The sequence below is a fragment of the Streptomyces xanthophaeus genome (assembly GCF_000725805.1).
GTDB classification, from domain to species: Bacteria; Actinomycetota; Actinomycetes; order Streptomycetales; family Streptomycetaceae; genus Streptomyces; species Streptomyces xanthophaeus.
Map to the genome: position 1 here is coordinate 45281 of NZ_JOFT01000022.1, position 24079 is coordinate 69359.

A 24079-nucleotide genomic window follows, 5' to 3' on the forward strand; every position below is an offset into this window, starting at 1 on the left:
GCAGCATGGGCAGCACCGAGCCGTCGTCGGACTATGGCGACGACCCGCAGATCACACGAAGGCGGATCGCAGAGCTGACAGCCGTGACGCGGCCGACCGTGACCATCTGGGAGCGCCGCTCGGCGGACTTCCCCACGCCCCGGAAGGCCGGCGGGACCGCCTACTTCCTCCAGTCCGACATCCTGCAATGGCTCGACAACCGCCCCGTTCCGCTTCGCCTTCGACTGCCGGGCGAGGGCGCGGAGGCCACGTACGGTGCCCGAGCGCGTCGCACCCTGGCCGGCGTGCCGGAACAGCCCGGCGAGTCGGCCCCGCCCGCTGCCGCCCTTTCCACCATCCGCCTCTCCCATCCCCCGGCGGACGAAGGGTCGGACCAAAGCGATCGCGCGGTGGTGCGGGAGCTCATGGGGTCGCTGGCCGATAAGGTCCGCGGTTCGGGCTCGATGGTGAACTACGTACACCTGCTCGTCGCCCTGCACTACCTGCGGGCCGCCTCCGGTGACCGGTGGGAGACCGTACGCGCCAGGTCCGAGGCGGCCGTCAGAGCGGAGAACAGCCGTGGCCGCAACAGCGCCACGGGCTCCGTCGCCACCAGCGGGGCAGCCGCCGGCGAACTGCTCGACCTCATCGGTCGTACGGTGGACGACGAGGTCCAGCGCCTGGGAATGCTGCGCAGCTTCACGGCGTCGCTGTCGCATCTGACACCCAGGAAGGCGAGCGACCTGGCACTCGTGGTGGACCTGGTGGACCGGCTCGGCGGCAACGCCTTCCAGCTGATCATCGACGAGTACGAGAGGCATGCCCGGCTGCGCAGCCGCGAGTTCTTCACCCCGCAGGGGGTGGTGCGCCTCATGGCGACCATCGCGCGCACGTCCCTGGGCCGGGTCCCGCGCACCGTGTACGACCCCTACGTCCGTGGCGGCGAGTTCCTCGCCGAGTCGGTGGCAGTCTCCGAGCGCCTCCGGCGCAGGAAGCCCGACCTCCTGCCGGTCAGGGTCTTCGGGCAGACGACCGGCCCGGACGCGGCGCTCCTGGCGGGCCTCAACCTCGCGCTGCTCGGCGTACAGCCGCGGGTGCGTCTGCTGCGCGAGGCCCCGTGGGCCGGGGCCGGGGCCCGGGACGGCAAACGGCCGGCGGCCGATCTGGTCCTCACGAACCCGCCGTTCAACATGAAGGACTCCGCGGGGGAGACCTGCCGCACGGGAACATGGACGTACGGCGCGCCCCCGACCGACAACGACAACCTCGCCTACGTACAGCACGCGCTGGCCTCGCTTCGCCCCGGCGGACGGGCCGCGGTGGTCATGCCCACCAAGGCCGGCAACTCCGGCAGCGCCGCCGAGACGGCGATCCGACGGGCGATGGTGCAGGCGGGCGTCGTGGAGTGCGTCATCGGCATGCCCGCCAAGCTCTTCAGCGGCACGGCCGTCCCCGTGTCCGTATGGCTGCTGCGCCACCCCGGCGAACCGTGCGACGGCGTCCTCTTCCTCGACGCACGCCACCTCGGGGTCAAGAAGGGCCGGCGGTGCGTGCTGGAGGGGGACGACGTCCGGGCGGTGCTCGGCACGTACGAGGCGGCGTACGGTCACCTCCGCCCGCTCCCGTACGAGAATGCGCACGAGCCGTGGCACGTCCCGAGCGCGATGGTGGACCGTCAGCAGATCTTCGACCGGGACTGCTCCCTCAATCCCCTCGACCACATCTCCGCACAGGGTGCGGCCGCGGGAGGGGAAGCCGGAACCGCCGAGGAGGCGGCGGCACGGGCCTGGGACGAAGTCGAACTGCTGACGCAGTCCAGCAACCATGCGGACGCACACGTGGCGTTCCTGCGAAGTCAGGTGGGGACGAGCGGCGGCGAGGGGGGCGAGGCCGGCGACTGGGCCGAGGCGAAGCTGGCCGACCTCTGCGAGATCAAGGCGGGCCCTTCGTTCACACGGGTGGGCAAGAAGGACCGGGGCCCGGACGGTCCGGTGCCGGTCGTAATGCCGCGGCACTTGAGGGACGGCAGTGTCACGGACACGGGGGCGGAGCGCGTCTCTCAGGAACTGGCGGACCGGCATCGGCACTACCAGCTCCAGCAGGGCGACATCCTGTGCGTCCGGTCCGGCAAGACCGTGCCGCCTGCGCTGGTACGGGCCGACCAGTCGGGCTGGCTGATGAGCCCGAACGTGACCCGGCTGCGGGTGCGGGAGGGGCGGGAGGTGGATCCGGAGTACCTGGTCCACTGGCTGGGCCGGCCCGAGTCGCTCGCCTGGATCGTGGACCGTTCGGCCGCCACCGCGACCCCGTCGATCAGCGCCGCCGTGCTCGGCGGCATGACCGTACGGCTGCCCCCGTTGGCGGAGCAGCGGCGGATCGCGGAACTGCTCGCCGGCCTGCAGGAACAGGCGCGCGCCCACCAGGACCTGGCGGAGGCGGTCACCAAGACCCGTGTCTTGCTCGCTGAACAGCTGATGACCCAAGCGCCGGAGCTCCGCACCCTCTGCCCGTTCTGACCGACCCGGCCCCGACGCTGACCGACCTCACCATGATCTCTCCCTCGCACCACCCACGACCCGTCCGTCGCTCCGGCATGGCCTGCCCTGCGAACGATCCGAAAGGAACCACCGCGTTATGACCGCTACCGCTACCGCTACCGCTACCACGGCCACCGATTCCGACACCGCCGACCCCGTTGCCGTCTCCAGGACGCTGCCCGTGTGGCCGCTCTGGCTGCTGACCATGACCTTCTTCTCGACGACGGTCGGTGTGTCCGCCGGCCTGGTGGAAAGCCTCGCGGGCGCGGGACTCCCGTCAGTGATCCGTGCTGTCGGGGCCGGCTTCTTGTCGACAGCCGGCCTCTGCCTGACTGCTGTGCCTGCGGTGTTCCAGATGCGGAAGCGCCGATAGAGATGCGGGACGAGGGACGCTGACGCAAGGCGCCGGGGCGAGGTGATCCCGGCAGGCACCGCGGCCAGCGCCCCGGCCCGCCCCGGCCCGCCCCGCCCTGTACGACGCGCAGCCCGGCACATCCCGTGAAAGTGCCGGGCCACGGTCCTTGGGTGATGTCACGGTCCCCCGACCCCCGCGAAGGGGTGGCGTGCTGCGGGGCGGGCGGCAAGGATCATCGGCATGGGTCGGGGAAGAACTTGGGGTGGACGCGCGGCAGTGGTCTGTTGTGTGGCCGCGGTGGTCTGGCTGGGCGCGATGGCGGTGCGGGATGGTTGGGGCGAGGCGGACCCCATCGCCAGTGTGCTGGGAGCCACGGCGGGGATCGCCGCGCTCGTAGTGACGTTGCGTATGTCCCTCACCGGTCGGGCCACATCAGCGGGACTCCCCGTGTCTGCGGCGCCGGCGGTGCCCGACTGGGTGGTGGACAGGGCCGAGGTCCGGGACGTTGTCACCGCAGTGTGCCGTCGGCGCGGAGGCGGGGCGGTGGGCATCACCACAGGTCTCCACGGTGCCGGCGGTTTCGGGAAGACCATGCTGGCCAACGTGGTGTGTGCCGATCCCAGGGTCCGCCGCCGTTTCCGCGGTCGTGTCTACGTCGTCACGATCGGGCGCGAGGTGCGCGGTCGGGCGGCGATCGCGGCGAAGGTGGCCGAGGTGACCCGGTATCTCACCGGCGATGCGCGGGACGTCGGGCAGGATCCCGACTTGGCAGGCCAGCATCTGGCGGGCCTGCTCGCGCAGCAGCCCCGCATGCTGCTCGTCTTGGATGATGTCTGGGAGGCCGAGCAGCTGGCACCGTTCCTGCAGGGTGCCCCTCGCACGTGCGTCAGGCTGGTCACCACGCGAAACCCTGGTGTGCTGCCTCCGGGATCGAGGCCCGTCACCGTTGACCGGATGTCGCAGCAACAGGCACTGGCGGTCCTGACGCACGGTCTGGATCTGCCCGAGTCGATTTCGTGTGCCCTGGTCGACGCCACGGGCCGGTGGGCACTGCTCCTGCGCATGGTCAATCAGCGTCTTGCTGCGCAGGCGGCCACCGGCGCCGACCCCGCCACCGCGGCCTACCAGCTCCTGACCCGGCTGCGTGCGCAGGGGCCGACCGGCGCGGACGATGTCGATGCCCCTTTGGACCTGGACGACCCCAAGCGTCGCAACGCCGCGGTGCGTGCAAGCATTCAGGCCGCCACCACCCTGCTGCCGGACGACGGCGCCCGACGCTTCGCCGAACTCGGCATCTTCGCGGAAGACGAATCCATCCCCATGGCGTTGGTGCTCCGGCTCTGGCAGGCAACCGGCCGTCTGGAGGAAACACGGGCTCGAGCCTTGTGCAAGCAGATGGCGGACCTGTCCCTCCTTTCCCTCGACACCGGTGTGGGCGATGGGACGGTGCAGGTACACGACGTCGTCCGGGACTACCAGCGCGCCGAACTCGTCGGCGAGCTGGCCGCGGTGAACCGCACGTTCGTGGACTCCCTGGCCGTGGACCTGCCTCCAGTCGTCTCCGCTTCGGACACTACGACCCCCGTGGCCAGAGCCTGGTGGCTGACCGAAAGTCGTTACCTACAAGATCACCTCATCGGCCACCTCGCGGACGCCGGCCAGACAGACGTTGCCCAAGCACTCGCGGGTGACCTGCGCTGGATCAGGGCGCACCTGGAGAGGCTGGGACCCAACGCCGCCATCCGCGACCTCGATCGCGTTCCAACCCCTGCCGCGCGCACCATGGCACGGGATCTGGCCCGTGCCGCGCACCTGCTCACACCGACGGATCCACCCGAGGCGCTCGACGCTGTGCTCCGCAGCCGACTCGGGCCCCTTCCCCATTGGGACACCCACCACATCCCGCTGACAGCCGCACCTGCCACGTTGGTCAATAGATGGGCCCCACCGGACCTGCCGGACCCGTCGCTGATGCGCAGCCACACCGACACAAGCCACGGGGCGGCGGATGTGGCCGTCAACGCGCAGGGCACGTGGTTCGCCACCGCCGGCCTGGACGGCACCATTCGCATCCGCAGTGTCAGCACCGACACGGGGATCAGGACCTTGGGAGGAGAGCAGAACGGCCCCTTGGGCATGCTGACGATCGGCCCGGCGGACGCATGGCTGGCCGCTGCCGGTGCGGACGGACGCGTACGTGTGTGGGATACGGCGTCCGGAGCTCACGTGCACACGCTCACCGGCAACACCAGCTGGGTGACCGCACTGGTCGCCGATCCGAGCGCTCAATGGCTCGCCACTGTCAACCGCGACGGCAGCGCGCAGCTGTGGAGCACCACCTCCTGGAGACGGCTTCGTCTTCTCGCCTTACCGAGCGGTGCGCAGGAAACATGGTCCTCGAACGCCGTGCTCGCGGCTGGTACGAGCCCTGATGGCGCTCTGCTGATCACCGTCGACTCCGTCGGCACAGCGCGGATCTGGAACACTGACGTCGGCACCCTGCTGACCACCGTGACCTGCGGTACGGGCCCGGTGCACGCCGCCGCAGTCAGTCCGGACGGCCGGTGGATTGCCATCGCCAGGAGCAACGGCACGGTGGGTCTGCACACCGCTGATACCGGCTCCGAGATCCGGACACTGAGTGTCCATCACCGCAGAGTGGTCGCCCTCTCTGTCAGCCCCGACGGCGCATGGCTGGCCACCAGCAGCACGGACGGCCAGGTACGGCTCTGGGACGCCACGACAGGGGCCGAACTCAATGACCTCTCCGGAATAGGCCACGTGCGGAGCATCGTTTTCAGTCCCGACCGCACTTGGCTGGCCGCCCTCAGATCGGACGGAGCGGTGCGCATCTGCGACACATCCACAGGCGCAGGGCCGACCAGTGGAACCCGCCCGGTCGTCGTCGTACGTTCCCTCGCGATCAGCCCGGACGGCACCTGGATCGCAACGACCGGCGACGACGGGCTGGCCCGTACATGGGATCCCGGGACGGGGAGAGAGACGGGAACACTGGCCGGCCACCGTGGCCACCTCGACGCGGTTGCCGTCAGCCCGGACGGCACCATGACGGCGACGAGCGCAAGAGACGGATGGGTACGGCTGTTCAACCGCATCACCGAGCAGGAGTCCGTCTCCAGCCAGGGTGGCAGAGCCAAAGCGCTGGCTATAAATCCGGACAACATGACAGTCATCACTGTCAACCAGAACGGCACAGTAGACAAACTGAAATTTTCACCAGCAGATGAAGTCCGCAGCGGCGTTAGTCAGGGCGATGCCGTTGCCATCAGTTCCGACGGAACGTGGTGCGCGCTCGCCAGCTCGAGCCGAATTTACATCTACGTAGGTGACGGATGGTCGTGGGAAGACTATCAATGCCTTGGCGCGGACAGGGAATGGAACGAATGGAACACCGGTGTGGCGATCAGCCCTGATGACACGTGGCTGGCTGCCCCTCAGAGCCGGGGGACGATCGAGATCTGGGACACACGCAGCCGCCAAGTGCTGCGTAGGCTCAGCGGCCACTCCGGTCGGGTGAACGCAGTGGCCATCAGCCCGGACGGCACCATGATTGCGTCGGCCGGCGCCGATATGACCATTCGGATCTGGGACCCAGGCCAAGAGACCGCACTGACCCTCATGCGTACCCGCAGTCCACTTCATGTCCTTGCGTTCGGACCGGACAGTCGCTCCCTGTACGTCGGTGGCGACCAGGGCCTGTTCGGGTACTCCCTGGAATCAGCCATCACAAGACGGCACTGATAGGGATCGAGTCGCAAGCCAACGGAGCCAAGCCATAGCGGCCGTGAACCTGAGGCGAATGGCAGCACCGGCCCCCAGCTCGAAGTGGCGTGGGTGCGTGGAAGGACCTCAGCGGTCAATCGATCAACCCCAAACCACGGGGACAATTCGATTCCTTGACCTTGAAGTACCTGGTACCAGGTCATGGCGATCTCGCGATCGTTCGTCGCGGGCCCTGCTTGGATGGGCGGACCGATGTGTTCCAGGGCAATCGCGCCCTCCCTCCAGATGACCGACTCTCCGTCCAGAGCCGTCCCCGGTCGTAGCTCCTGCTGGCCGGCCAAGGCCAGGTCCATCCAGACCGAAGCCACGACCCGGCCCGACCGCGCGTACAGGACGACGGAGTCGGTGGTGCGGCGGACGACCGCTCCAGGAGCCGCAGGTAGTAGTCGCTCTCCGGGGTGGCCGTCTGGAGTCTGCGGACGATCTCGACGAGCTCGTCCCGGGTGATGTCCGCAACCATGGGGCGGGCTGGCCGGGCCGCCTCCCTCACGAACTCCTCCATGCTCCTACAGCTCAATGCTAGGGCCGTCCTCGTGCGGCGGCCCGAGCGGCTGCTCTGGGGCGGTTCGCTGTTCTCCGTGGCGATATGCCGGGCCCTCCGCCGTCTTGAGAGAAGTCGCTGAGCCTGACGTGGCTGAACCAGTCCTGCCTGGAGTTGGGCGGCTCCGCGGCTCGTGCACGGCGCCCGGGGCCGGTCGTCGACCGGTTCCTGTGATCCGGCTTGCCTCGCCGGCTGGCAGCCTGGGTGCCGCACCCTCTTACCTCTCTGCTCAACGACTGACGCCATTGGATGCTATGCCGCAATTGCCGGATTCGCTTAAAGTGCCTGCTAACCCTCCACATCCCGCCTAGAATCCCAGGTCACGAAGCCTGCTCCCCGCGCACGCGGGGATGACCCCCTCGAAGGTGAGCGCGTGAAGACCCTGGCCGCCTGCTCCCCGCGCACGCGGGGATGACCCCGGGTACGCCTGCATCAACCCCGCCCAAGACGGCTGCTCCCCGCGCACGCGGGGATGACCCCGCGCCCTTGGACCGCCGGGCTGCGACGGTGCGCTGCTCCCCGCGCACGCGGGGATGACCCCCGCACCCCGGTACACGTGCCACTCAGCCGCTACTGCTCCCCGCGCACGCGGGGATGACCCCATCATGGCCACGACTGAAGAGCGCCTGCGGGACTGCTCCCCGCGCACGCGGGGATGACCCCCGACGTCGCCCGCTCGGGGTACGCCGCTTCGAGCTGCTCCCCGCGCACGCGGGGATGACCCCTTCGCGTCTTCCTCGAACAGGCCGGTGTCCTCCTGCTCCCCGCGCACGCGGGGATGACCCCACCCACCGGAAGGCCCGACGATGACCGACCGCCTGCTCCCCGCGTACGCGGGGATGACCCTGTCCAGCAAACGCAAACGGCTTATCCCAACTGTCTGCTCCCCGCGCGCGTGGGGATGACTCCAAGGCCCAGTCGGCGGCCATCAAGTGCCTGCTCTGCTCCCGCGTGCGCGGGGATGGCCCAGGGAAAGCCAACGGTCGGTCACCCGCCACGACGTCGGCGAGACCGGCAAACGCCCTGAGCCCCCAAGGCCATCGGCAGGCCTGACAGATCCTGGTGGACGACGAACAAAGTCAGCCGGTGCGGCCCGCGGCGGAGAGGACGGGGTCGGTCGGTTCGAGGGCCAGGTAACTCTCGGCCGTGGCGGCTTCGAGGAGCAGGGGCTTGTCCGGGTTGTCCACGCGTACGGGAAGGGGCGAGCCCGTGAGCCAGCTGCCCTCCGGGTGTTCCTCGGCCTGCCGGAAGGCCGTGCTCACCGCCTCACGAACGCGCGTCCGGTACCGCTGCTCCTGCTCGTAGTGGGCTTGGCGAGCCCGGCGCGCGTACTGCTCGCGGACCTCGTCGTCGTCCTGGTTCTGATCGACGAGGGGGCCGTTCAGGCGGGGGCCGTCCGTGAGGTCCACGGTGTCGGGCATGTCGGTCTGCTGGAGGTGGAGGGCCGCACAGGCCGCGTAGAGGCGGCGGGAGAGGCCGAGGTGGATGCCGGTGCCGGGGATGCGGGCGGCGATGAACGCGGTGGCGTCCTCTTGCGACGCAAGGCTCCCCTCGGTGTCCACCTGCTGTGCGCGCAGTCGGCGGCGCAGGCCGGTGGTGGGTTCGTCGTGTTCCAGCAGTGTCAGGGAACCGGTGCGGTGACGCCCGCGCTGCGTACGGTCGCGGCGCATCGGGACGATGCGCCGCTGCTCCATGGTTCCGAAGGCCAGGGCCTGGTAGGTCAGGAGCTGCTGCCGGGTGACGGTCATCAGGGCCTCGAGGTCATCGGTGACGTGATCCTCCGCGTCGCCTTGCGGACTGCCGGCCGGGGAGGCGCCGGTCTGCGGCCCGCCGTGGGGGTGATCCGTATGCAGGGCCAGGAACAGGTGGTCCTGCTCCCACTTGCCGGGCTTGTTGCCGGGCAGCGACGTGCCGCAGAGGACCTGCCGGTGTGCCATGCCGTGCATGAGGGCGCTGCCGCCGTCCAGCTGGATCTTCCCGTTCTTCAGCACGCCGGCGCCGAGCACACGGGCTGCCTTCGCCTCGATCAGCCAGGGCAGGCCGGCGGCGTGGTGGTTGCCCCACAGGTCGGGCAGCTTGGCAGCCGGGTCGGTGAAGCCGGGCAGCCCTCTGGGGCCCCGGGCTTCGAGGTGCCAGGTGCTGCCCAGGCCGGCCATCCCGGCGCAGAGCCAGTGGGCCATCGTCATGCCCAAGTGGTAGCCGAAGGCGGAGTGGGCGCTGCGCTCACTGCCGTGCTGGTAGAGGGCGTTGACGAAGAGCCTGCGGCCGGCCGCGGGCGCGGGCGCAGGCACGTCCTTGAGCTGGAGGTAGGACTGGAGGGGCGCGGTGCGGGAGATGAGCTCGTTGACGGCGAGCCAGGGCGTGCGGCGCAGCCACGGGGTCAGGTCGCGCCCGACGCCCTTGGCGGCGAGGAGGACCTGCCGCCAGGTCGTGGTCGCCAGGTAGGTCCCGTACGAAGGCATGTCGGCCACCCCCGGCCACGGCTGGGTGGCCCCCCTCCACAGAGGTTCGGTGGGTCGCCGCAGAGAGCTGAAGTCGCGTACGACGACGGGTATGTCCAGGGCGTCGGTCGGGCTGAAAGCGAAGTCGGCCGCGTCGTGAGGGGGCTGCATGATCACACTGACAGCCTGTCATGGGGCACCGACATCAGTTGAAGCTTTGGCCGACCGGTCGGTGAGGAGAGCGAGCGGCTGCTCCCGAACATGGGTGAAGCCCCACACGCCACCTGCGAGCGCGGGAAGCGGAGATGCTTTCCCTTGACTGGCACAGGCAGGATCGCTGCATGTCGACCGATATCAGAGGAATGATGAATGCCGGCCCGGGGCCGTCTACGGGGCCCCGACGACGAAGACTCCGTGTGGGAGGTCGCCATCGGTCTCTTCCTCCTCAACAGGGGCAACGCCTACGACGGCCTGGCTTGCCTATGTGGAGTCCGAAACTCCTTCGGCTTCCGTCCACGCCTGCCAGGCCTTCGGGAGTTCGCCCTGCCTACCGGAGCTGTACCCGCCTGAGCCACCCGAAGCCCTCCCAGCCGCCCGGGCGCCGGCGCCGCACCGGCCCTGCCGGGTCTTGACCGCAGCCCTGCGGGGGCGTGACCGCGGCCCCGCCACGTCCCGCATATCCCCTTGGAGGATGGGGCGGGGGTGCTGGTAGCGTCCGTCTGCTGATCGCCAGTCGGCGACACAGCGTTTACAAGGGGGGGAACAATGGCAACTCGTCGTGCCCTGCTGGCTTGTGCCGCAGCGCTGGCCGCCGGGAGTCTCGTACTGGGCGGCACCACGGCCGCGCACGCGGACGGGGGAGTCACCGGCATCACGGTCCAGGAAGCTCGTAACGACTGGACCAACAACGGCAAGATCGTCCTGTCCTTGACCGCGCCGAGCGCCATCAAGAACGTCAAGGTCAGCCTGTACTCGATGGAAACCCAGCAGACCGTGGCCACGGTGGGGAACTTCGATCTGACCTCCGGCACCGCCGAGAACGGTACGTGGAAGAACCGCGGGCGCATCCAGTTGCCGAACCTGGGCAGCTACCGCATCGACGTGTCGGCCTCCGACGAGGGCGGCGACACGCTTTCCGCCGCCGGCGTGGGCTATTTCTATTACGCCGTGCAGACGAACATGAAGGACACGAAGGTCGACCGGACCACGGTCGACTACCAGCACCGCACCGTCACCATCAGCGGTCACCTGATGGGCCAGTGGCCGGGCTCCGGCGCCATCACCCCGATGGGCGGGCTGACCGTGGCGGTCAACTCGTACATGGAGTACGCGGAGGTGACGACCGCGGCGGACGGCAGCTTCTCCGCCACGATCCCGGTCACCGACCAGTACCAGAACAGCATCGAGGCGGCCTTCCAGTACGACCCGAACCACGTCTTCTACAACTCCTCCTCCTCGAAGACCTTCCCGATCACGGTGAAGAAGACCGCCACCAAGATCGTCGAGACCCCGAGCGAGCGGAAGGTGCCCTTCAAGGGCACGGTGAACTCGACCAGCGCCACCCTGCTCTGGAACTCGCCCACCGGCTGGCAGCCGCTGGCCGGCAAGACGATGGGCTCCAACTCCTTCGGCGACTTCGTCCAGCGCACCACGGACGCCGGCGGCAACGCGCTCTTCCCGGCGACCCAGCCGCTCTGGAGCAACTCCTCGATCGCGGTCGGCTGGGACAGCGACGACCTGTTCCTGGCCGACGCCCAGGCGAGCGTCGACATCATGGTCGTGCAGCCCGCCGCGTTCCGGTCCCTCACCGCGACCCGCTCCGATGCCGCAACCGTGGAGGTCGGCGGCAGCATGGGGTTCGATGGCAACTCGACGCCGGGCACGATCTCGGTGAACATCCAGTACTCCGCCACCGGCAAGGGCGGCTGGACCACCGTTGCCACGGTGCCGGACGCCAGGTGGAACGGTGAGGGCTTCGCCTTCTCCACCACCGCCCCGCAGGCAGGCGCGGGTTACTGGCGTGCGACCTACACCGGCGCGCCGCAGTTCGAGAACGCCGTGAGCCAGGTCGTCTACGTCGCCGCTCCCTGACAGGCCCGCGGCCCGGCGAGTTGTTCCTGGGGCGCTGCGGGGGCAGGGTGCGTGACCGGCCCCCGCATGCCAGGGGCATCCCCGCGTGCGCGGAGAGCAGAGCAGCGACCGCATGGTCAACAGTGACTGCTCGGGGTCATCCCCGCGTGCGCGGCGAGCAGCGCCGGACCGAGGATGGGCCGTGGGTTCGGGGCTGGCTCGCTGGGGCGCGGCGAAGGCGGACCCGAAGTGCCCTGAGCCCTGCGGCTGGCAGCGCCGCGATCCGGCCGCCAGCCCGACGCCAGGTCGGAGCGGCCCCCCGAGCCGAAGTAGGTGGGCCGGCGCCGGGTCGCAGAAACTGAGCATCGAAGTTGTCCACCGGTGCCAGGTAGCGTGCACGGTCACACCGGGTGCGGCTGAGCGCCCCACTTGGCGGCTGCGCGCTACCTGGCGGCTGCGCGCTACTTGGCGGGGATGGGCAGCTGAGAGGGCAGACGAGTTGTCGTGAGGCCAGCGCCGCTACAGAGCGCGTCGCGGGAGCCGGGCCCTCGGCCGCAGGCCGCTCGCCCGGCCAGACGTCGATTTCGAGCCCGGGGATGTGCGCGCTGGACCCTTTGTGCTCGTCGTCGATCACGCACTCGACTCTGGGTCTGATCCTTGAAGTGGTTACCCAGGGCGCTGTGCGCGGACGCGGCGTGCGCCGCATGCAGGAAGCACTTGACTCGCCCTGCTGGGTCAGGCCCGCTGTCAGTGAGTGTTGGCAAGATCATCGCCATGAATCGCACACGTACCACCCCGCCACGGCCGGTCGACATCGCCGTGGTCTTCCCCGCGCTGGTCCCGCTGGCCCGCCCATCGGTCCGGCTGCACCCACGTCCTGGCTCTCCCACGGTGCACGACAGCTCGATCGGCGGGCCCCTGCTGTGGCCCGCACAAGAACCCTGGCGGTACTGCAGGATCGAGCATGAAGGCCTCCACCCCCTGGTGCCCGTGGCCCAGCTGTACGCGCGGGACATACCCCTGCTGCGGCCGCCCGGGCGGACCGACCTGCTGCAGGTCCTGTGGTGCCCTTCGGAGCACGCGCCGGACTCAAGCATTCCGATCGCATTGTCCTGGCGGACCGCCGCGGACGTCACCGACGTGCTGGCCGCACCGCCGGAGCCGTTCGACGCGGACGAGGACTCCTACGTGCCTGAGCCGTGCGTGCTCGCGCCGGAGCAGGTCACCGAGTACCCCGATTCCCTTGAGCTCCCCGCGGAATTGAAGCAGCAGATCACGGACCCCGCGCCCTGGCGGGCGGCGGGCATCGTGGTTGACGACGGCTACCCGCAGGGGCTCTATGACAAGGCGCTGTCCCACGCCCCGGGCTGGAAGATCGGCGGCTGGGCCCCCTGGGGACTCACCGACCCCATGCCGCGGTTCTGTGTGGCCTGCGGTACCGCGATGACGCCGCTGCTGACCATCGCCTCGTCCGAATGGCACCGCAGCAGTACGAGTTGGATCCCGTACGAGGACCGGGTCCCCGGCGCATCCGACGGCAGTCGGTCCAATCCGCCCGAGATCACGGTGCTGGACGCCAATCACCTCCAGCTGTACGCCTGCCCGGCGAGCGGAGGCCACCCGCACACCGTCCTGGTCCAGTGAGGGGCTGCCGCTTATTCCCCACTCGCCGCCTGATCACCCGTGCCGGTCCGCTCTCAGCGTCGGCAGACCCAGCAGGACAGACCTGCCCGATGCCGCCGCATCGATCCGGCCGATCTTGGATTCGGCGCCGGCGACTACGTCGGTAGGGAACCGCCCCGCAGTCGCGCCGCCGTCCTCGGGCAGGCGACCTTCTCCTCACCCCTTGCTGGTCGGGCCCGGTGCGCCGTGTCGGTCGGTGGGGACGGGGGTGTGTGGCGGGTGGTGAGGGAGGAGGGCGGCGGCGGTGAGGCCGATGAGCCCGACGGCCGCCAGGGCGAACATCGCCGCGGCGTAGGCGTGGCTGGTGAGGCCGGCGACGAGGATGGTGCCTGCGATCGCGGTGCCGAGGGAGGATCCGAGGTTGGAGATGCTGCGGGACAGGCCGGAGATCTCTCCCTGCTGGTCCTCGGTGAAGCTCGACTGGACGATGTTGACCGAGGGGGTGAGCATCACGCCGAGTCCGAGGCCGATGAGGAGCAGTCCGGGTGCGAAGGCCCAGGGGCTGGGGGAGCCGCCGACCACGACGATCAGGACGACGATGCCGGCGATCGTGGTGGTGAATCCCGTGAGGATGAGGGTGCGCTGGGCTCGGCGCTTGGCGAACCGTTCGGCCGAGAGGGAGGACACGAGGATTCCGAGGGTGTCTCACTGTTGCCGAGACGCCTATGCCCGATGTGCTCTGGCCTGGTCATGGTCGGTTAGCACGCCAGTTGGCGGCTTCGCTGGGGTTCATCAAAAGAGGCCCCCGACTGGTGCGGGGAAGGACAAAGAGGTCCCGGTCCCCGCGTAGGCGGGTCGGTCGAGCCTGAACCGGCGACGGAAGACATCCGGCCGCATCCAGATCGTAGTTACCTGTAACAGACAGCTCCCCACCCACTCGCCTTAGCGGCCCGGACCCCGCCCCGCGCCGTACCCGTGGGCACCGGACCTTGGTACACCGCGGGCAGGGGATGGGTGGTTCTGGTCTGTTACAAGTAACTTATCTATGCGAAGATCTTTGCAGGGTGATGGCTGTCCGGCTCAGCCGTCGGGGAGGGAACCGTGGCCAGCAAGAAGAAGCCCAGGCTGAATCCCACTGGGAAGGCATTGCGGGCGGAGACAGACGAGTTCCTGCGCATCCTCAGCCTCCTGGACCCTGACTGGGTCCATATCGGCCCCGGCGTCATCCTGGGCGGAGCCCGCAACAGCCCCTTCTCTGCAACCGCATCCCTCGCACTGGGCCTCCACCCCAAGGTCACCTTCACCTTCAGCAGCCAGGGCAACGGCGAAGCCCTACGTGCCATCGAAACAGCCCTTCGCGAAAATCCCTGGAGCGGCACCGGCCTTCAGATATCCGGCCGCCAGATCGAAGTCACCAGTGACAGGCCCATCAAGTGGGTAGTCCACGGACACTCTCCCGCAGAGCGCCAGGCCTCATGCACCCAGGCAGCCGAATGGGTCCGGCACGTCCACACGACCCTCGCGCCCGTACTCGGCCCCGCCCTCGCCAACCCCACGGCCCGCCGAGCCAAAACGGCAGGACCCGGCGCACCCCGGCCCGCAACCCGTACCTCGACGCAACCGCCGGACCACGGAACAACACTTGAGGCCACCGAGTCACCGGCAGCCGAAGGTCCAGAAACGTGCGCAGTATGCGGCAACACCCTGCCCGCAGGCCGAACCCGCCACCAGCAGTGCGAACGGAGCTCCCACCCCCGCTCCGCCCCCGAAGGGCCCCCAGCCCCCTCCGAAGCAATAACACCAGCAGCAACACCCGCCCGGGCGCGCGAGCGGTACCGCACCCTGATCGCCCGCATCGAACGCGTAGAGAGCTCCACCGCCGGCCGCCGGACCGAACGCACCGTTCAGCTCCCGCACCGACTGCGCTCAGCCAGGGAAGCGGTCATGCTCCGCTGCGAGGGCCACTGCGAGAACCCCGACTGCTCGGGCCAGCCGACCGACGTCACCGTCCACGGCCACGCAATCCTGGAAGTCGACCACGTCCAGCCCATCTCGGAAGCAGGCCGTGACCACCCCTCCCAGATGATCGCCCTCTGCCCCAACTGCCACGCCATGAAAACCCGAGGCTCCCGGCGGGCCGACCTCCAGCAGAAACTCCTCGCCGTGGCTCACCGCGCCAACCAGCGATGGGAAGCCACCAGCTGACCGCACGCCACAGACGTGGACGCTCACCCCCGTCGATGCCTGTGGCGAAGAGGAACGCGCTCACGGCCGTGAGCCCACCGACACCCCACTCGTGCCCTTCGACGTGCCCGAACGGGGTCGGTCCCTGCCTTCAGCGCGCACCGCCTGGTCGTCGGCTGCCAGCCCCGCAAGGGAAACGAGAAGGCCGACCGCCACGCGTAGACGACCACCGGGGACCGTCGGGCCCACCTCGCCCTGCAGCACGGACCCGCCTCCCGCCCCCGCAGGAGGAGGCGCGGGAGGAGGCGCGGGGTAGACCTCGAGGGCCTGACGGACAGCTGAACCCGAGCAGCAGGGGCCCGCCCTGATACAGGTAACTTGGCCGCATGGCGGATCGCGATGTCACCGAGCTCGTCGAGGAGTGGCTGGCCGGCCCGAACTCCGAGGCGAACGGCCACTTCAGCTACCAGGCCCTGGAGCACTACCGGCCTGCCGTTCTGCACTGGCTCACCGTCGGCTGCGGCAGCGAGGGCAGCCCGGACCCCGACCTGTACCTTCAGCCCACCCCCATGGCCCTCCAGAACTGGGCCATCGGCTACGCGGCCGCCGCCCGCTCCCGAGACGCCGCCTGCGGAGCCGTCCGCTCCTTCTACCGCTGGGCCGAGGCCCCCGGGGCCGCCGGCGGCCCCGGCCTCGTGCAGCCCGGCACCGCCAGGTCGCTCCAGTTCCAGCGCGGCGGCAACTTCGCCGCCGGCCTGCCCGGCCGGGAACTTCTCACCCCCGACCAGTGCCGCTGGCTCGCCCAGGCCGCCGACCGCTACCCCGGCACCCGCCGCGAAGGCCCCCACCGCGCCCGCGCCCTCGTCTACCTCTGCCTCAACCACTACCTGTGGGGCCGGCACAGCGACGCCGACGTCCTGCGCCCCGGCCAGATCGCCGCCATGCGCCTGAACGGCCGCCACCAGGAACAGCACCGCACCACCTGGGACGTCCCCCAGAAGAACGCCGCCTCCGACGCCACCCGCCTCCAGCCCGTCCACCACGACGCCGTACGCGCCATCGACGAGTACCTCCCCCTGCGCGCCGCTGCCCGCGCCGACACCGGTCACCTCTTCACCACCGTTAACGGCCGCCCCCTCGAACCCCAGAGCCTCATCCGCATCCTGCGCGCCGTGGCCGCCACCCACCCCGACCTCGAAGAACTCGCCCCGAAACTGTCCGCCGACGCAGTCACCCACTCGCCGGCGGACACGACAGCTCAGCCCAGCAGCCAAGACCGCCACCCCGGCTGACGGTCACCGCAGCCGCACAGCTAGGAGACCCGTCGTGAGCGACACCGCGCAGACCCAGAAGCAGGCCCTCGTCTGCAAGGTCCAGATCCTCGGAGGCTTGTGGGACACCGTCCGCGGCATGACCGTCCTGCGCGACGCCGGGTACGAACCGGGGGAGAAGCACGTCCGCCGCGTCTACCGTGGCCTCGCCCGTACCGGCGTCCTGGTCAAGGTCCAGGACCGGCCCGTCCAGTACCGCGTGAACGAGCCGGGTCAACAGGCCGAGTAGCCCGACGCACCCGCTGGGGTCGCGTGGCGACGGCGGGCGGCCTGGTCCTACCTGGCCACGCGCGTGATGCAGGGGACACCAGGACACGCCTACTACCCTGGGCTCGCCGCAGTAGGCTCGGTACCAGGCAGACGTGAGTCAGCCAACCTGGTACCGGGCACGGTCTTACGCCCCCTGACGCCTCCTCTTGTCGAAGACGTACGGGGCCAGGGCGCAAATAGCGGAGGCCCACGCTCCGGGTAGAAGCGCTGTGGCCACGACGACTACCAAGGTCAGGACCCACAGGTCAGTGCTCCACAGTGGGCCGAACCGCTCCAACAGCCAGAACCAACCAAGCACCAAGGCGACGACGCCCAGTCCATACCAAGCGCGCATCTTTCGGGCAGCACGCCTCACGGCGTCAGCTAGTGAGTTCAATTCAAAAACTTTCTGTTAGTTGTTGTGTCTCACTGGCCGACTTGGTACTGTGGAAATAGATAAGAGATCCTGTACCATGCCGCGTGAGACGTGTGATATACCGTCAAGTATATCACGGGTGCACACGCTTCGGAAGCTCTCGGAGCCGGGGCCCAAACCCCTGCGGACCGGGGGCTTCTTCATGGGTGCGGGCCGGCGAGGCGGGCGACACCGCCAACCCCTTCACCATGCGACCGCCCGACTTGACGACTGGTCAGCCCCACCGCACGGCCGGGCCACTGTTCAACCACGGCACCCGAGGCGCCCACAGGGGTCATGACGGACCCTCACGGCCCCGCCCCGGCCGATGCCAACAACGGAGAACGCCACCCCTGCCCGCGGTGCCCGGCCGAACCCGGATCACCCTGCCGCTCGCGCGCCGCCGCCGGCCCCCGTCGCCCTGGACACTCCGGGCGCCGACATCTGCATCGGGTACGCCCGCTGCTCCGCCCTCGGCCAGGAACTCGACTCCCAGCTCGACGCCCTCGCCGCGCACGGCATCGAGCGCGAGAAGTACACCGCCACCTGTCCCGCCCGGGCCTCCACGGAGCGTGGCCGCGGTTGGCGGAGCTCCGTGGAGGCCTGGACGGCGGGTGATGGAGGCGCCCTCGACCTCAGGGCCGTCCTCCTAGGCTCAGACGACCGCCCCCGTTCCCCTCTCCTTCTTCCTCCGTGCCTCCAAGGGGCTGTACTCGTCAGGGACTGCCTTCGCGGCGCGGTGGCCCCGTTCCGCTGGCGGTGGCGGGTTGCGGTGTTCCAGGGCGATCGCGATCGGGACCGCGGTGAAGACGGTCGACGCGATGCCGACCAGGACGCCCGCGATCAGCGCCACGGAGAAGTCCGCCAGCGAGTCGCCGCCCAGTACGGCCAGTGCGGTCAGGATGAACAGGGCTCCCATGCCCGTGTTCACCGTGCGCGGGAGCGTCTGGACCACCGCGTGGTTGGCCGTCTTCTCCAGGTCGCCTCGCGGGTCTCGGCGGCGCGCTTCGCGGACGCGGTCGAAGACGACCACCGTGTCGTTCACGGAGTAGCCGATCACCGTGAGCAGCGCCGCCAGGAAGACGCTGTCCACCGGCCTGCCCAGCCAGGCGAAGAGGCCCACCACGAGGAGGACGTCGTGGACCATTGCAGAGACAGCCGCTACCGCCAGGGTCCAGCGGAACCGCACGCTGAGGTAGATCAGCTGGGCGGCCACCGCGATGCCCAGCGCCAGGAGCGCCTTCTCGCGCAGTTCGCTGCCGAGGCTCGGGCCGATCTGTTCGTCACGCTCCACCGTGACGGTTCCGCCGGGCTCCTCCAGGGCCGCCTTGACCCGCTGCTGTTCGTCGTCGGTGAGCTTCTCCGTGCGTACGGTGATGTCGCCGTCACCGGACTCCTGCACCACCGCCCGCGGGAACCCTGCGTCGGACACGGCGTTCCGGGCCGTGTCCGCGTCGACGGACCTGCTGGTGCTGTACTCGACGAGGCGGCCGCCGGTGAACTCCACGCCGAAGTCCAGGCCGCGGACGAGGATTCCTGCGACGGCCACCGTCACCAGGAGTGCGCTCGCGCCGAGCCAGCGGCGACGGTGACGGACCAGGTTCGGGTTGCGGCGGGACAGCCAGGTGCGGACCCGGCCCGTCGAGGCGATGCCCGTCAGACCGGGGCGCTTGCGTACGAAGCTGCGGGCGACGGCGAAGTCCGCGAGCGCGCGGGTGATCACGAGCGCCGTGAGCATCGATGCCAGGACGCCGATGCACAGGGTGACCCCGAAGCCCTTGACCGGGCCCGTGGCGAAGTAGAACAGCAGTCCCGCGGCGAGCAGCGTCGTCACGTTCGAGTCGATCACCGCGCTCCATGCCTTCGCGAAGCCGGTCTGCACCGGCTTCGCCAAGTCCTGGGAACGGACGCCCAGGTACTCCTCCCTGGCCCGTTCGAAGACCAGGACGTTCGCATCCACCGCCATGCCGATCGCCAGGGCGAACCCTGCGAGCCCCGGCAGCGTGAGCGTCGCGCCGAGCGCCACCAGAGCGGCGTAGGAGATGAGGCCGTACAGGGCGAGGGCCACGGCGGCGAGCGCGCCGAGGAGCCGGTAGACGAGGGTGATGAACAGTGCGGTCAGGGCGATGCCGATGAGCGCGGCCTTGGTGCTCGCCTCGATCGCGTCGGCGCCGAGCGTCGGGCCGACCGTGCGCTGTTCCAGGACGTCGAGGGGCACCGGCAGCGCGCCGCCCTTCACGAGCGCTGCCAGGTCGCGCGCCTCGGCCCGGTCGAAGTTGCCGCTGATCTGCGTGGAGCCGCCGGTGATGCCGGTCCCGCACACCACGCTCGCGTTGACGCCGGGCGCCGAAATGATCTTGTTGTCGAGGGTGATGACGACGCGGCGTTCCGCAGCGCCCTGAGGCGCGCAGGCCGCGTCCGAGGTGATCTTCGCCCAGGTGTCGGCCGCGCTCTGGTGGAAGTCGAGGGAGATCATCCAGCCACCCAGCGACCGCTGGTCGAGGACCGCCTCGGCGTCCTTGATCCCCTCGCCGGTGAGGGCGGTGGGGCCCAGCTTCAGGTGGATGCCCGGCTGGTCCGGGTCGGGCAGGGTGCGCGATCCGTCGGCCGCGGGCTCCGCGGAGCCCTGGTCGGCCGTCGTCCCCGTCACCGGGTGGACCGTGAGCTGTGCGGTGCGGCCGATGACCTCGGCGGCCTTGCGCGGGTCCTGCACTCCGGGCAGTTCGACGATGATCCGTTTCTCGCCGGAGCGGGCGATGCCGGGTTCGGAGACACCGAGGGCGTCGACGCGCTGCCTGAGGACCTCCAGAGCGCGGTCGGTGGATGCGGCGTCGGCCTTGACGGTGGGTGAGTCCCGGGTCTCCAGGACGATCTGGGTGCCACCGCGCAGATCGAGGCCGAGGCGGGGGGACTGGGTGAGGGCGATGTAGAGGGACAGCGCGACGGCCGCCAGCGCGACGATCGCTCTCCACAAGGGTGGGCGGGACAAGGGTGCGCGAGACATGCGTACTCCACGATGAGGGCAGGACGGAGGGACGCGTGACCGGCCCCGCGCGGTGTGCGCCGGGGGTCAGGCGTCGATGACGGTCTGCGTGCTCATCGGTGGGGCGGGCCACGCGGGGCGGCGGACCCGGCCGGCCTGCGCGGCGGCGCGAGTGCGGTGGCGGGGCCCGTATCGGGCCCGCCCAGGGCGCGGTGCGGGGCCGTGTCGACTGCTGTACGCGCGGGGCCCGCAGGCTGCGGGCCCGGGATGTGGGCGTCAGGCCGGTGCGCGACCGCGACATGCCGCGCCGGGACGTCGTCCGGTCCTGCCCCTTCTCCGGCGTGCCCCGCCACCGTGTGATGGGCGAGCGGCCTGTCGGCGGGCACGGGCATGCCCTGCGCCCCGGCCACCGGGACGAACAGCGCGAGGACGGTGACGACGAGGGCCAGCGCGGACGCGGTCAGGCGGGCGGAGCGGCTCTGCTGCGGCACGCGTCCCCCCATCCCTGCCGTGCTCGTCGGGTCCGCACGGCGTGGCCCCGCCCTGCTCAACGTATGGGGCACCCCGGTCCGTTCCACGTTCCTCGGCAGTTCTTCGCATTCGCCAACTGGCGCCGGTCCTCTGGGACGCTCTCAGACCCACCAGGCCGAGCAGGGGATCACCCAGGTCCCGCATTGGCCACGGTGTTGTCGTACGTCCGGCAGTCGGCTTCGGTCACGGTCCCGGGCCTGCCCCGCTGCTGCTCGATGGAAGCGTTGGAAAGCCGCTGCCCGTGAATACTTCCGTCTCACGCCACAGCCTCACTACGCTCGGCGCATGTTGAAGAAGCTACTCAAAAGGCTCGCCATACCCCCGATTGAGGTTGCCGCTGGCGACGCGTGGAAGCGCGGAGACACCGTCTTCATCCGGAAGTTCCACCCACGCCCCACCAAGCACGACGCCGACCTGGCCAAGGCCATCCAAGATGTGACTGCCATCGGGTGGACATTGGTGAGCAGCCAGTTCGAGGGCGACGGCCTCCAGCGGCACGCAAACCTCGTGTTCACACGCCCCTAGGGGCGAGGCTATCGAAGTGGCTACTGACCGAGCTCGCGCCCGCTATGACCTACGCCCCGCCACCCTCGGTTGCGGTCGTACGCCCGGAACCCGCGGAGCAGGTACCGCTTCTGCGTGACTGTGCAGCCGTGGCCGAAACCGGCCAATCCAGTGGCGCGCAGGCGCCGGCGACCGCGGTGTGGGACAGGGCTTCAGCCGCGCCTTGCATGGTGCGGGTCCGACGGACGGTCAGGCGTAAAGGTAACGGTCCACCAGGCGCAGCAGAGCCTGGGTGTTGAGCAGCGCTGCGAAGGCGAACTCACTTCGGTAGGAATCGGCGGAGGCATTGTGCGACCCCAGGTGACGGTTGAGGGTGTGCTGACGGTCAACGCCGCTGAAAACGTTCTTCATCGCGTTGACCAGCAGGTACGGCCCCAGCATGCGCAGCTGGGCTGATCCCGAGTATGTGCCGTGAGCTCCAGCGATCATCTTGTGGCTGCCTGTGTTGAGACTGGGCGGAAACGCATCCTTGGGGAAGTAGCTGCGCAGCCAGGTGTGGCCGTGGGCACGCATGGTGGTGTCCAGGACGTTGGCCAGCAGCGCTTGCGCCGGTGCATCGTGGCCATCGCGGATACAGGCGGCGGCCTGGAGCGTGAGTTCCCGTAGCTCGAGCAGGTCGGGGTGGTCGACCTCCCTCAGGCTAGCCTCAACGTCCTCCACCACCTCCGGGCGGTGGGCCATCAGGCAGCGGTGCCGGTCCTCGGAGTGGCGCAGTGCCAGGAGCTCCGCGACGATCTCAGCGCGCGGAGCCCAGGCCAGGCAGGTGCCGTCCTTTGCGCTGATGCGCAGCACCCACATCCACAGCCCCGTGTCGACCTCGCGCAGATTGTCGGGCAGCCACTCCCACAGTCCGCGCAGCGTATTGAACCTGCTGAACAGGTCTTCGGTGAAGATGCGGCTGATCGTGCCGGCGATCTGGTGCAGTGAGGACTGGAACGAGTCCGCCTGCAGGACGAGGGAACGCAGCGACGATATGTACGACGGCACCCAATTGCGCTCGAACGACCGAACCGAGCTACTGAGGATGTTCAGTGCCGGCCCGGCCGTGGCCAGCGCCGAGTCCACCATCGATCGCTGCTGAACCGCCACCTTGACCAACCCGTCGAGCGCGATCTTCGCCCCTGCGGACGAGCTGGCGGAGTTCAGGAACGATCGCTGCTGAACCGCCATCCTCGCCAACCCATCCAGCGCGATCTTCGCCCCTGCGGACGAGCTGGCGGAGTTCAGGAACGATCGCTGCTGAACCGCCATCCTCGCCAACCCATCCAGCGCGATGGCGGCGTTGTTTCGCGCCAGCTGCGATCGCAAGGGCCCCAGAGGGTCGTAATTCCGAAGGAACGGGTGGCTGCGCGGGTAGATGTACGGCCGTACAGCGCTCGGGGCCTCCGCTTCTGCGTCGTCCGGGTCTACGTCTTCGTCGCTGTCCTGCTGCTCCGGGTCTGCCATGGGCACCAGCATCCCCTGTCCCACCGACACCAGCTCCGCATTTTTCGGGCCGCCCGCCGATGGTGCTGCCTGAGCCTCGCGGCATGGACGCCTTGTTCTGCAGCGCCGCCCTCGGTGGGACGCGCGATGTCGGCCCTGACTTCGGTGCACTCATTCCGGTGATGCTGAGCGGAAGAGACCCATGATGTGTCGCGGCGAGTTCATCATCGGCCGGTGATCACCCAATTCTGCCGTTCCAGGCGTCCGCGCCCTTCAGGCCAGACTGTTTTTCTCATCGGATTGCTCATGCTGGCGATCAGCTGCGTTCAGTCTCCGCCCGAGCACTCGGCACGGCTCACCAAGGCAGCCGGCCTTGCACGGGTCTCGATCGTGTGCCCCAAAGACCTATGGGAGGAAACGAAGCCCGCCGAACGCTCCCAGAACAAGGTCAAAGCCAAGACGGCCGAGATCGCCGCCGGACCTCAAGCAGGCCGAGGACTGGTCCGCGTGACCATGACTGGCACCAACCTGGTCGCATACCTCAAGCAACTGGACTCCAACGCCCACCCGTCCAAAATGAACGGCGAGTATCCGAACACCGCTTCTTCCCGGCGTGTATACGACGCCCTCGCGCCCGCGATCGACAGGATCAAGGCTGCCAGTAGCCCAGACGATCCCGAGCCCGAGATCATCATCGATGACACGATCCCCGACAAGGCTTGATAGGAGCCCCGGCATACCACGCTGGCGGGGCCGGGACTGCGGCCACCCAGCAAGGGAGGTCGCCTCGCGAGCGACCGCTTCGCCGTCGTTCGGGTTGGACGCCTGATTGCGGGCTGCCTCAACGAGCTGTGCATGGGCGCCGAGCCTGCCACCTGGTACTGACATGGGGCCGGTCGCGAGAGCACCGAACAGGGCACCGGCCAAAGCCGCTCCGGCCGACCGCGTGGTCACGCACGCCGGTCAAGACCCAACCCTTCAAGACGGGGCGACGGCGAGCATGTCTGGGCCCCGGCGCGGGAGGGGTGCGCCAGGGCCCACGGAGCG

General features: G+C 69.4%; 15 protein-coding genes and 1 CRISPR repeat array. Of the genes, 10 read left to right on the forward strand and 5 right to left on the reverse strand.

The annotated features are described in order from the left end of the window. Nucleotides 1-5 precede the first annotated feature (5 nt). The 3 genes from IO30_RS0114850 (at nucleotide 6) to IO30_RS0114860 (ending at nucleotide 6633) form a co-directional block, all read left to right on the forward strand. Entirely contained in the window at nucleotides 6-2495 is a 2490-nt protein-coding gene (locus IO30_RS0114850; RefSeq protein ID WP_031143097.1) for an N-6 DNA methylase, read from the forward strand. Between the two features lie 118 nt (nucleotides 2496-2613). Further along, nucleotides 2614-2889, forward strand: a complete 276-nt coding sequence (locus tag IO30_RS0114855) for a hypothetical protein (protein ID WP_031143099.1) — start codon at nucleotides 2614-2616, stop codon at nucleotides 2887-2889. A 270-nt stretch (nucleotides 2890-3159) separates the two neighbouring features. Next, nucleotides 3160-6633, forward strand: a complete 3474-nt coding sequence (locus tag IO30_RS0114860) for an NB-ARC domain-containing protein (RefSeq protein WP_051902280.1) — start codon at nucleotides 3160-3162, stop codon at nucleotides 6631-6633. A 912-nt stretch (nucleotides 6634-7545) separates the two neighbouring features. Next, a CRISPR array of direct repeats spans nucleotides 7546-8125; the repeat unit is 29 nt; unit sequence CTGCTCCCCGCGCACGCGGGGATGACCCC. A 170-nt stretch (nucleotides 8126-8295) separates the two neighbouring features. Here the strand turns inward: IO30_RS0114860 and IO30_RS46380 are convergent. After that, on the reverse strand, nucleotides 8296-9678 hold the full coding sequence (locus IO30_RS46380) for a hypothetical protein (protein ID WP_202205175.1): 1383 nt from the start codon (nucleotides 9676-9678) through the stop codon (nucleotides 8296-8298). Nucleotides 9679-10422: 744 nt separating this feature from the next. Here IO30_RS46380 and IO30_RS41945 point away from each other — a divergent pair. Both IO30_RS41945 and IO30_RS0114885 read left to right on the forward strand, forming a co-directional pair. After that, nucleotides 10423-11748: a hypothetical protein gene (locus tag IO30_RS41945; RefSeq protein ID WP_051902284.1), complete on the forward strand. Its 1326-nt coding sequence runs from the start codon at nucleotides 10423-10425 to the stop codon at nucleotides 11746-11748. Nucleotides 11749-12501: 753 nt separating this feature from the next. Further along, a complete protein-coding gene (locus IO30_RS0114885) occupies nucleotides 12502-13371 on the forward strand; it encodes a hypothetical protein (RefSeq protein ID WP_031143109.1) in 870 nt (289 codons plus the stop codon). Nucleotides 13372-13566: 195 nt separating this feature from the next. Here the strand turns inward: IO30_RS0114885 and IO30_RS0114890 are convergent, their stop codons facing one another. Continuing rightward, complete coding sequence (locus IO30_RS0114890) at nucleotides 13567-14037, reverse strand: MFS transporter (protein ID WP_031143111.1); 471 nt, start codon at nucleotides 14035-14037, stop codon at nucleotides 13567-13569. A 1257-nt stretch (nucleotides 14038-15294) separates the two neighbouring features. Here IO30_RS0114890 and IO30_RS0114895 point away from each other — a divergent pair. The 3 genes from IO30_RS0114895 to IO30_RS0114905 all read left to right on the forward strand — a co-directional run bounded on the left by IO30_RS0114895 (nucleotide 15295) and on the right by IO30_RS0114905 (nucleotide 17094). After that, nucleotides 15295-15555 carry an HNH endonuclease gene (locus tag IO30_RS0114895; protein WP_031143113.1) on the forward strand — a complete coding sequence of 87 codons (261 nt, stop codon included), beginning with the start codon at nucleotides 15295-15297 and terminating at the stop codon, nucleotides 15553-15555. 365 nt (nucleotides 15556-15920) lie between these two features. Continuing rightward, nucleotides 15921-16826 (forward strand): hypothetical protein, encoded by a 906-nt coding sequence (locus IO30_RS0114900; RefSeq protein ID WP_031143114.1) that lies wholly within the window; start codon nucleotides 15921-15923, stop codon nucleotides 16824-16826. A 34-nt stretch (nucleotides 16827-16860) separates the two neighbouring features. Further along, nucleotides 16861-17094, forward strand: coding sequence for a hypothetical protein (locus IO30_RS0114905; RefSeq protein ID WP_051902285.1), 234 nt, complete (start codon nucleotides 16861-16863; stop codon nucleotides 17092-17094). Between the two features lie 1090 nt (nucleotides 17095-18184). Here IO30_RS0114905 and secD read toward each other — a convergent pair. Continuing rightward, nucleotides 18185-20533, reverse strand: coding sequence for a protein translocase subunit SecD (gene secD, locus IO30_RS0114920; RefSeq protein ID WP_051902287.1), 2349 nt, complete (start codon nucleotides 20531-20533; stop codon nucleotides 18185-18187). 92 nt (nucleotides 20534-20625) lie between these two features. Continuing rightward, nucleotides 20626-21003, reverse strand: coding sequence for a hypothetical protein (locus IO30_RS0114925; RefSeq protein WP_031143123.1), 378 nt, complete (start codon nucleotides 21001-21003; stop codon nucleotides 20626-20628). Between the two features lie 325 nt (nucleotides 21004-21328). On the opposite strand from IO30_RS0114925, the gene IO30_RS0114930 reads away from it, so the two are divergent. Next, complete coding sequence (locus IO30_RS0114930) at nucleotides 21329-21568, forward strand: hypothetical protein (protein ID WP_031143124.1); 240 nt, start codon at nucleotides 21329-21331, stop codon at nucleotides 21566-21568. A gap of 228 nt (nucleotides 21569-21796) precedes the next feature. On the opposite strand, the gene IO30_RS0114935 is transcribed toward IO30_RS0114930, so the two are convergent. After that, nucleotides 21797-23053: a hypothetical protein gene (locus IO30_RS0114935; RefSeq protein WP_157853293.1), complete on the reverse strand. Its 1257-nt coding sequence runs from the start codon at nucleotides 23051-23053 to the stop codon at nucleotides 21797-21799. A 213-nt stretch (nucleotides 23054-23266) separates the two neighbouring features. On the opposite strand from IO30_RS0114935, the gene IO30_RS45955 reads away from it, so the two are divergent. Continuing rightward, entirely contained in the window at nucleotides 23267-23755 is a 489-nt protein-coding gene (locus IO30_RS45955; protein WP_167347262.1) for a hypothetical protein, read from the forward strand. Nucleotides 23756-24079: the final 324 nt, after the last annotated feature.

Excerpts from the sequence above, each read along its gene's own strand:
- IO30_RS0114850 (WP_031143097.1), top strand. The coding sequence starts at position 6 with ATGGGCAGCACCGAGCCGTCGTCGGACTATGGCGACGACCCGCAGATC.
- IO30_RS0114855 (WP_031143099.1), top strand. The coding sequence starts at position 2,614 with ATGACCGCTACCGCTACCGCTACCGCTACCACGGCCACCGATTCCGAC.
- IO30_RS46380 (WP_202205175.1), bottom strand. The coding sequence starts at position 9,678 with ATGCCTTCGTACGGGACCTACCTGGCGACCACGACCTGGCGGCAGGTC.
- IO30_RS41945 (WP_051902284.1), top strand. The coding sequence starts at position 10,423 with ATGGCAACTCGTCGTGCCCTGCTGGCTTGTGCCGCAGCGCTGGCCGCC.
- IO30_RS0114885 (WP_031143109.1), top strand. The coding sequence starts at position 12,502 with ATGAATCGCACACGTACCACCCCGCCACGGCCGGTCGACATCGCCGTG.
- IO30_RS0114895 (WP_031143113.1), top strand. The coding sequence starts at position 15,295 with ATGCTCCGCTGCGAGGGCCACTGCGAGAACCCCGACTGCTCGGGCCAG.
- IO30_RS0114900 (WP_031143114.1), top strand. The coding sequence starts at position 15,921 with ATGGCGGATCGCGATGTCACCGAGCTCGTCGAGGAGTGGCTGGCCGGC.
- secD (WP_051902287.1), bottom strand. The coding sequence starts at position 20,533 with ATGTCTCGCGCACCCTTGTCCCGCCCACCCTTGTGGAGAGCGATCGTC.
- IO30_RS0114930 (WP_031143124.1), top strand. The coding sequence starts at position 21,329 with ATGTTGAAGAAGCTACTCAAAAGGCTCGCCATACCCCCGATTGAGGTT.
- IO30_RS0114935 (WP_157853293.1), bottom strand. The coding sequence starts at position 23,053 with ATGGCAGACCCGGAGCAGCAGGACAGCGACGAAGACGTAGACCCGGAC.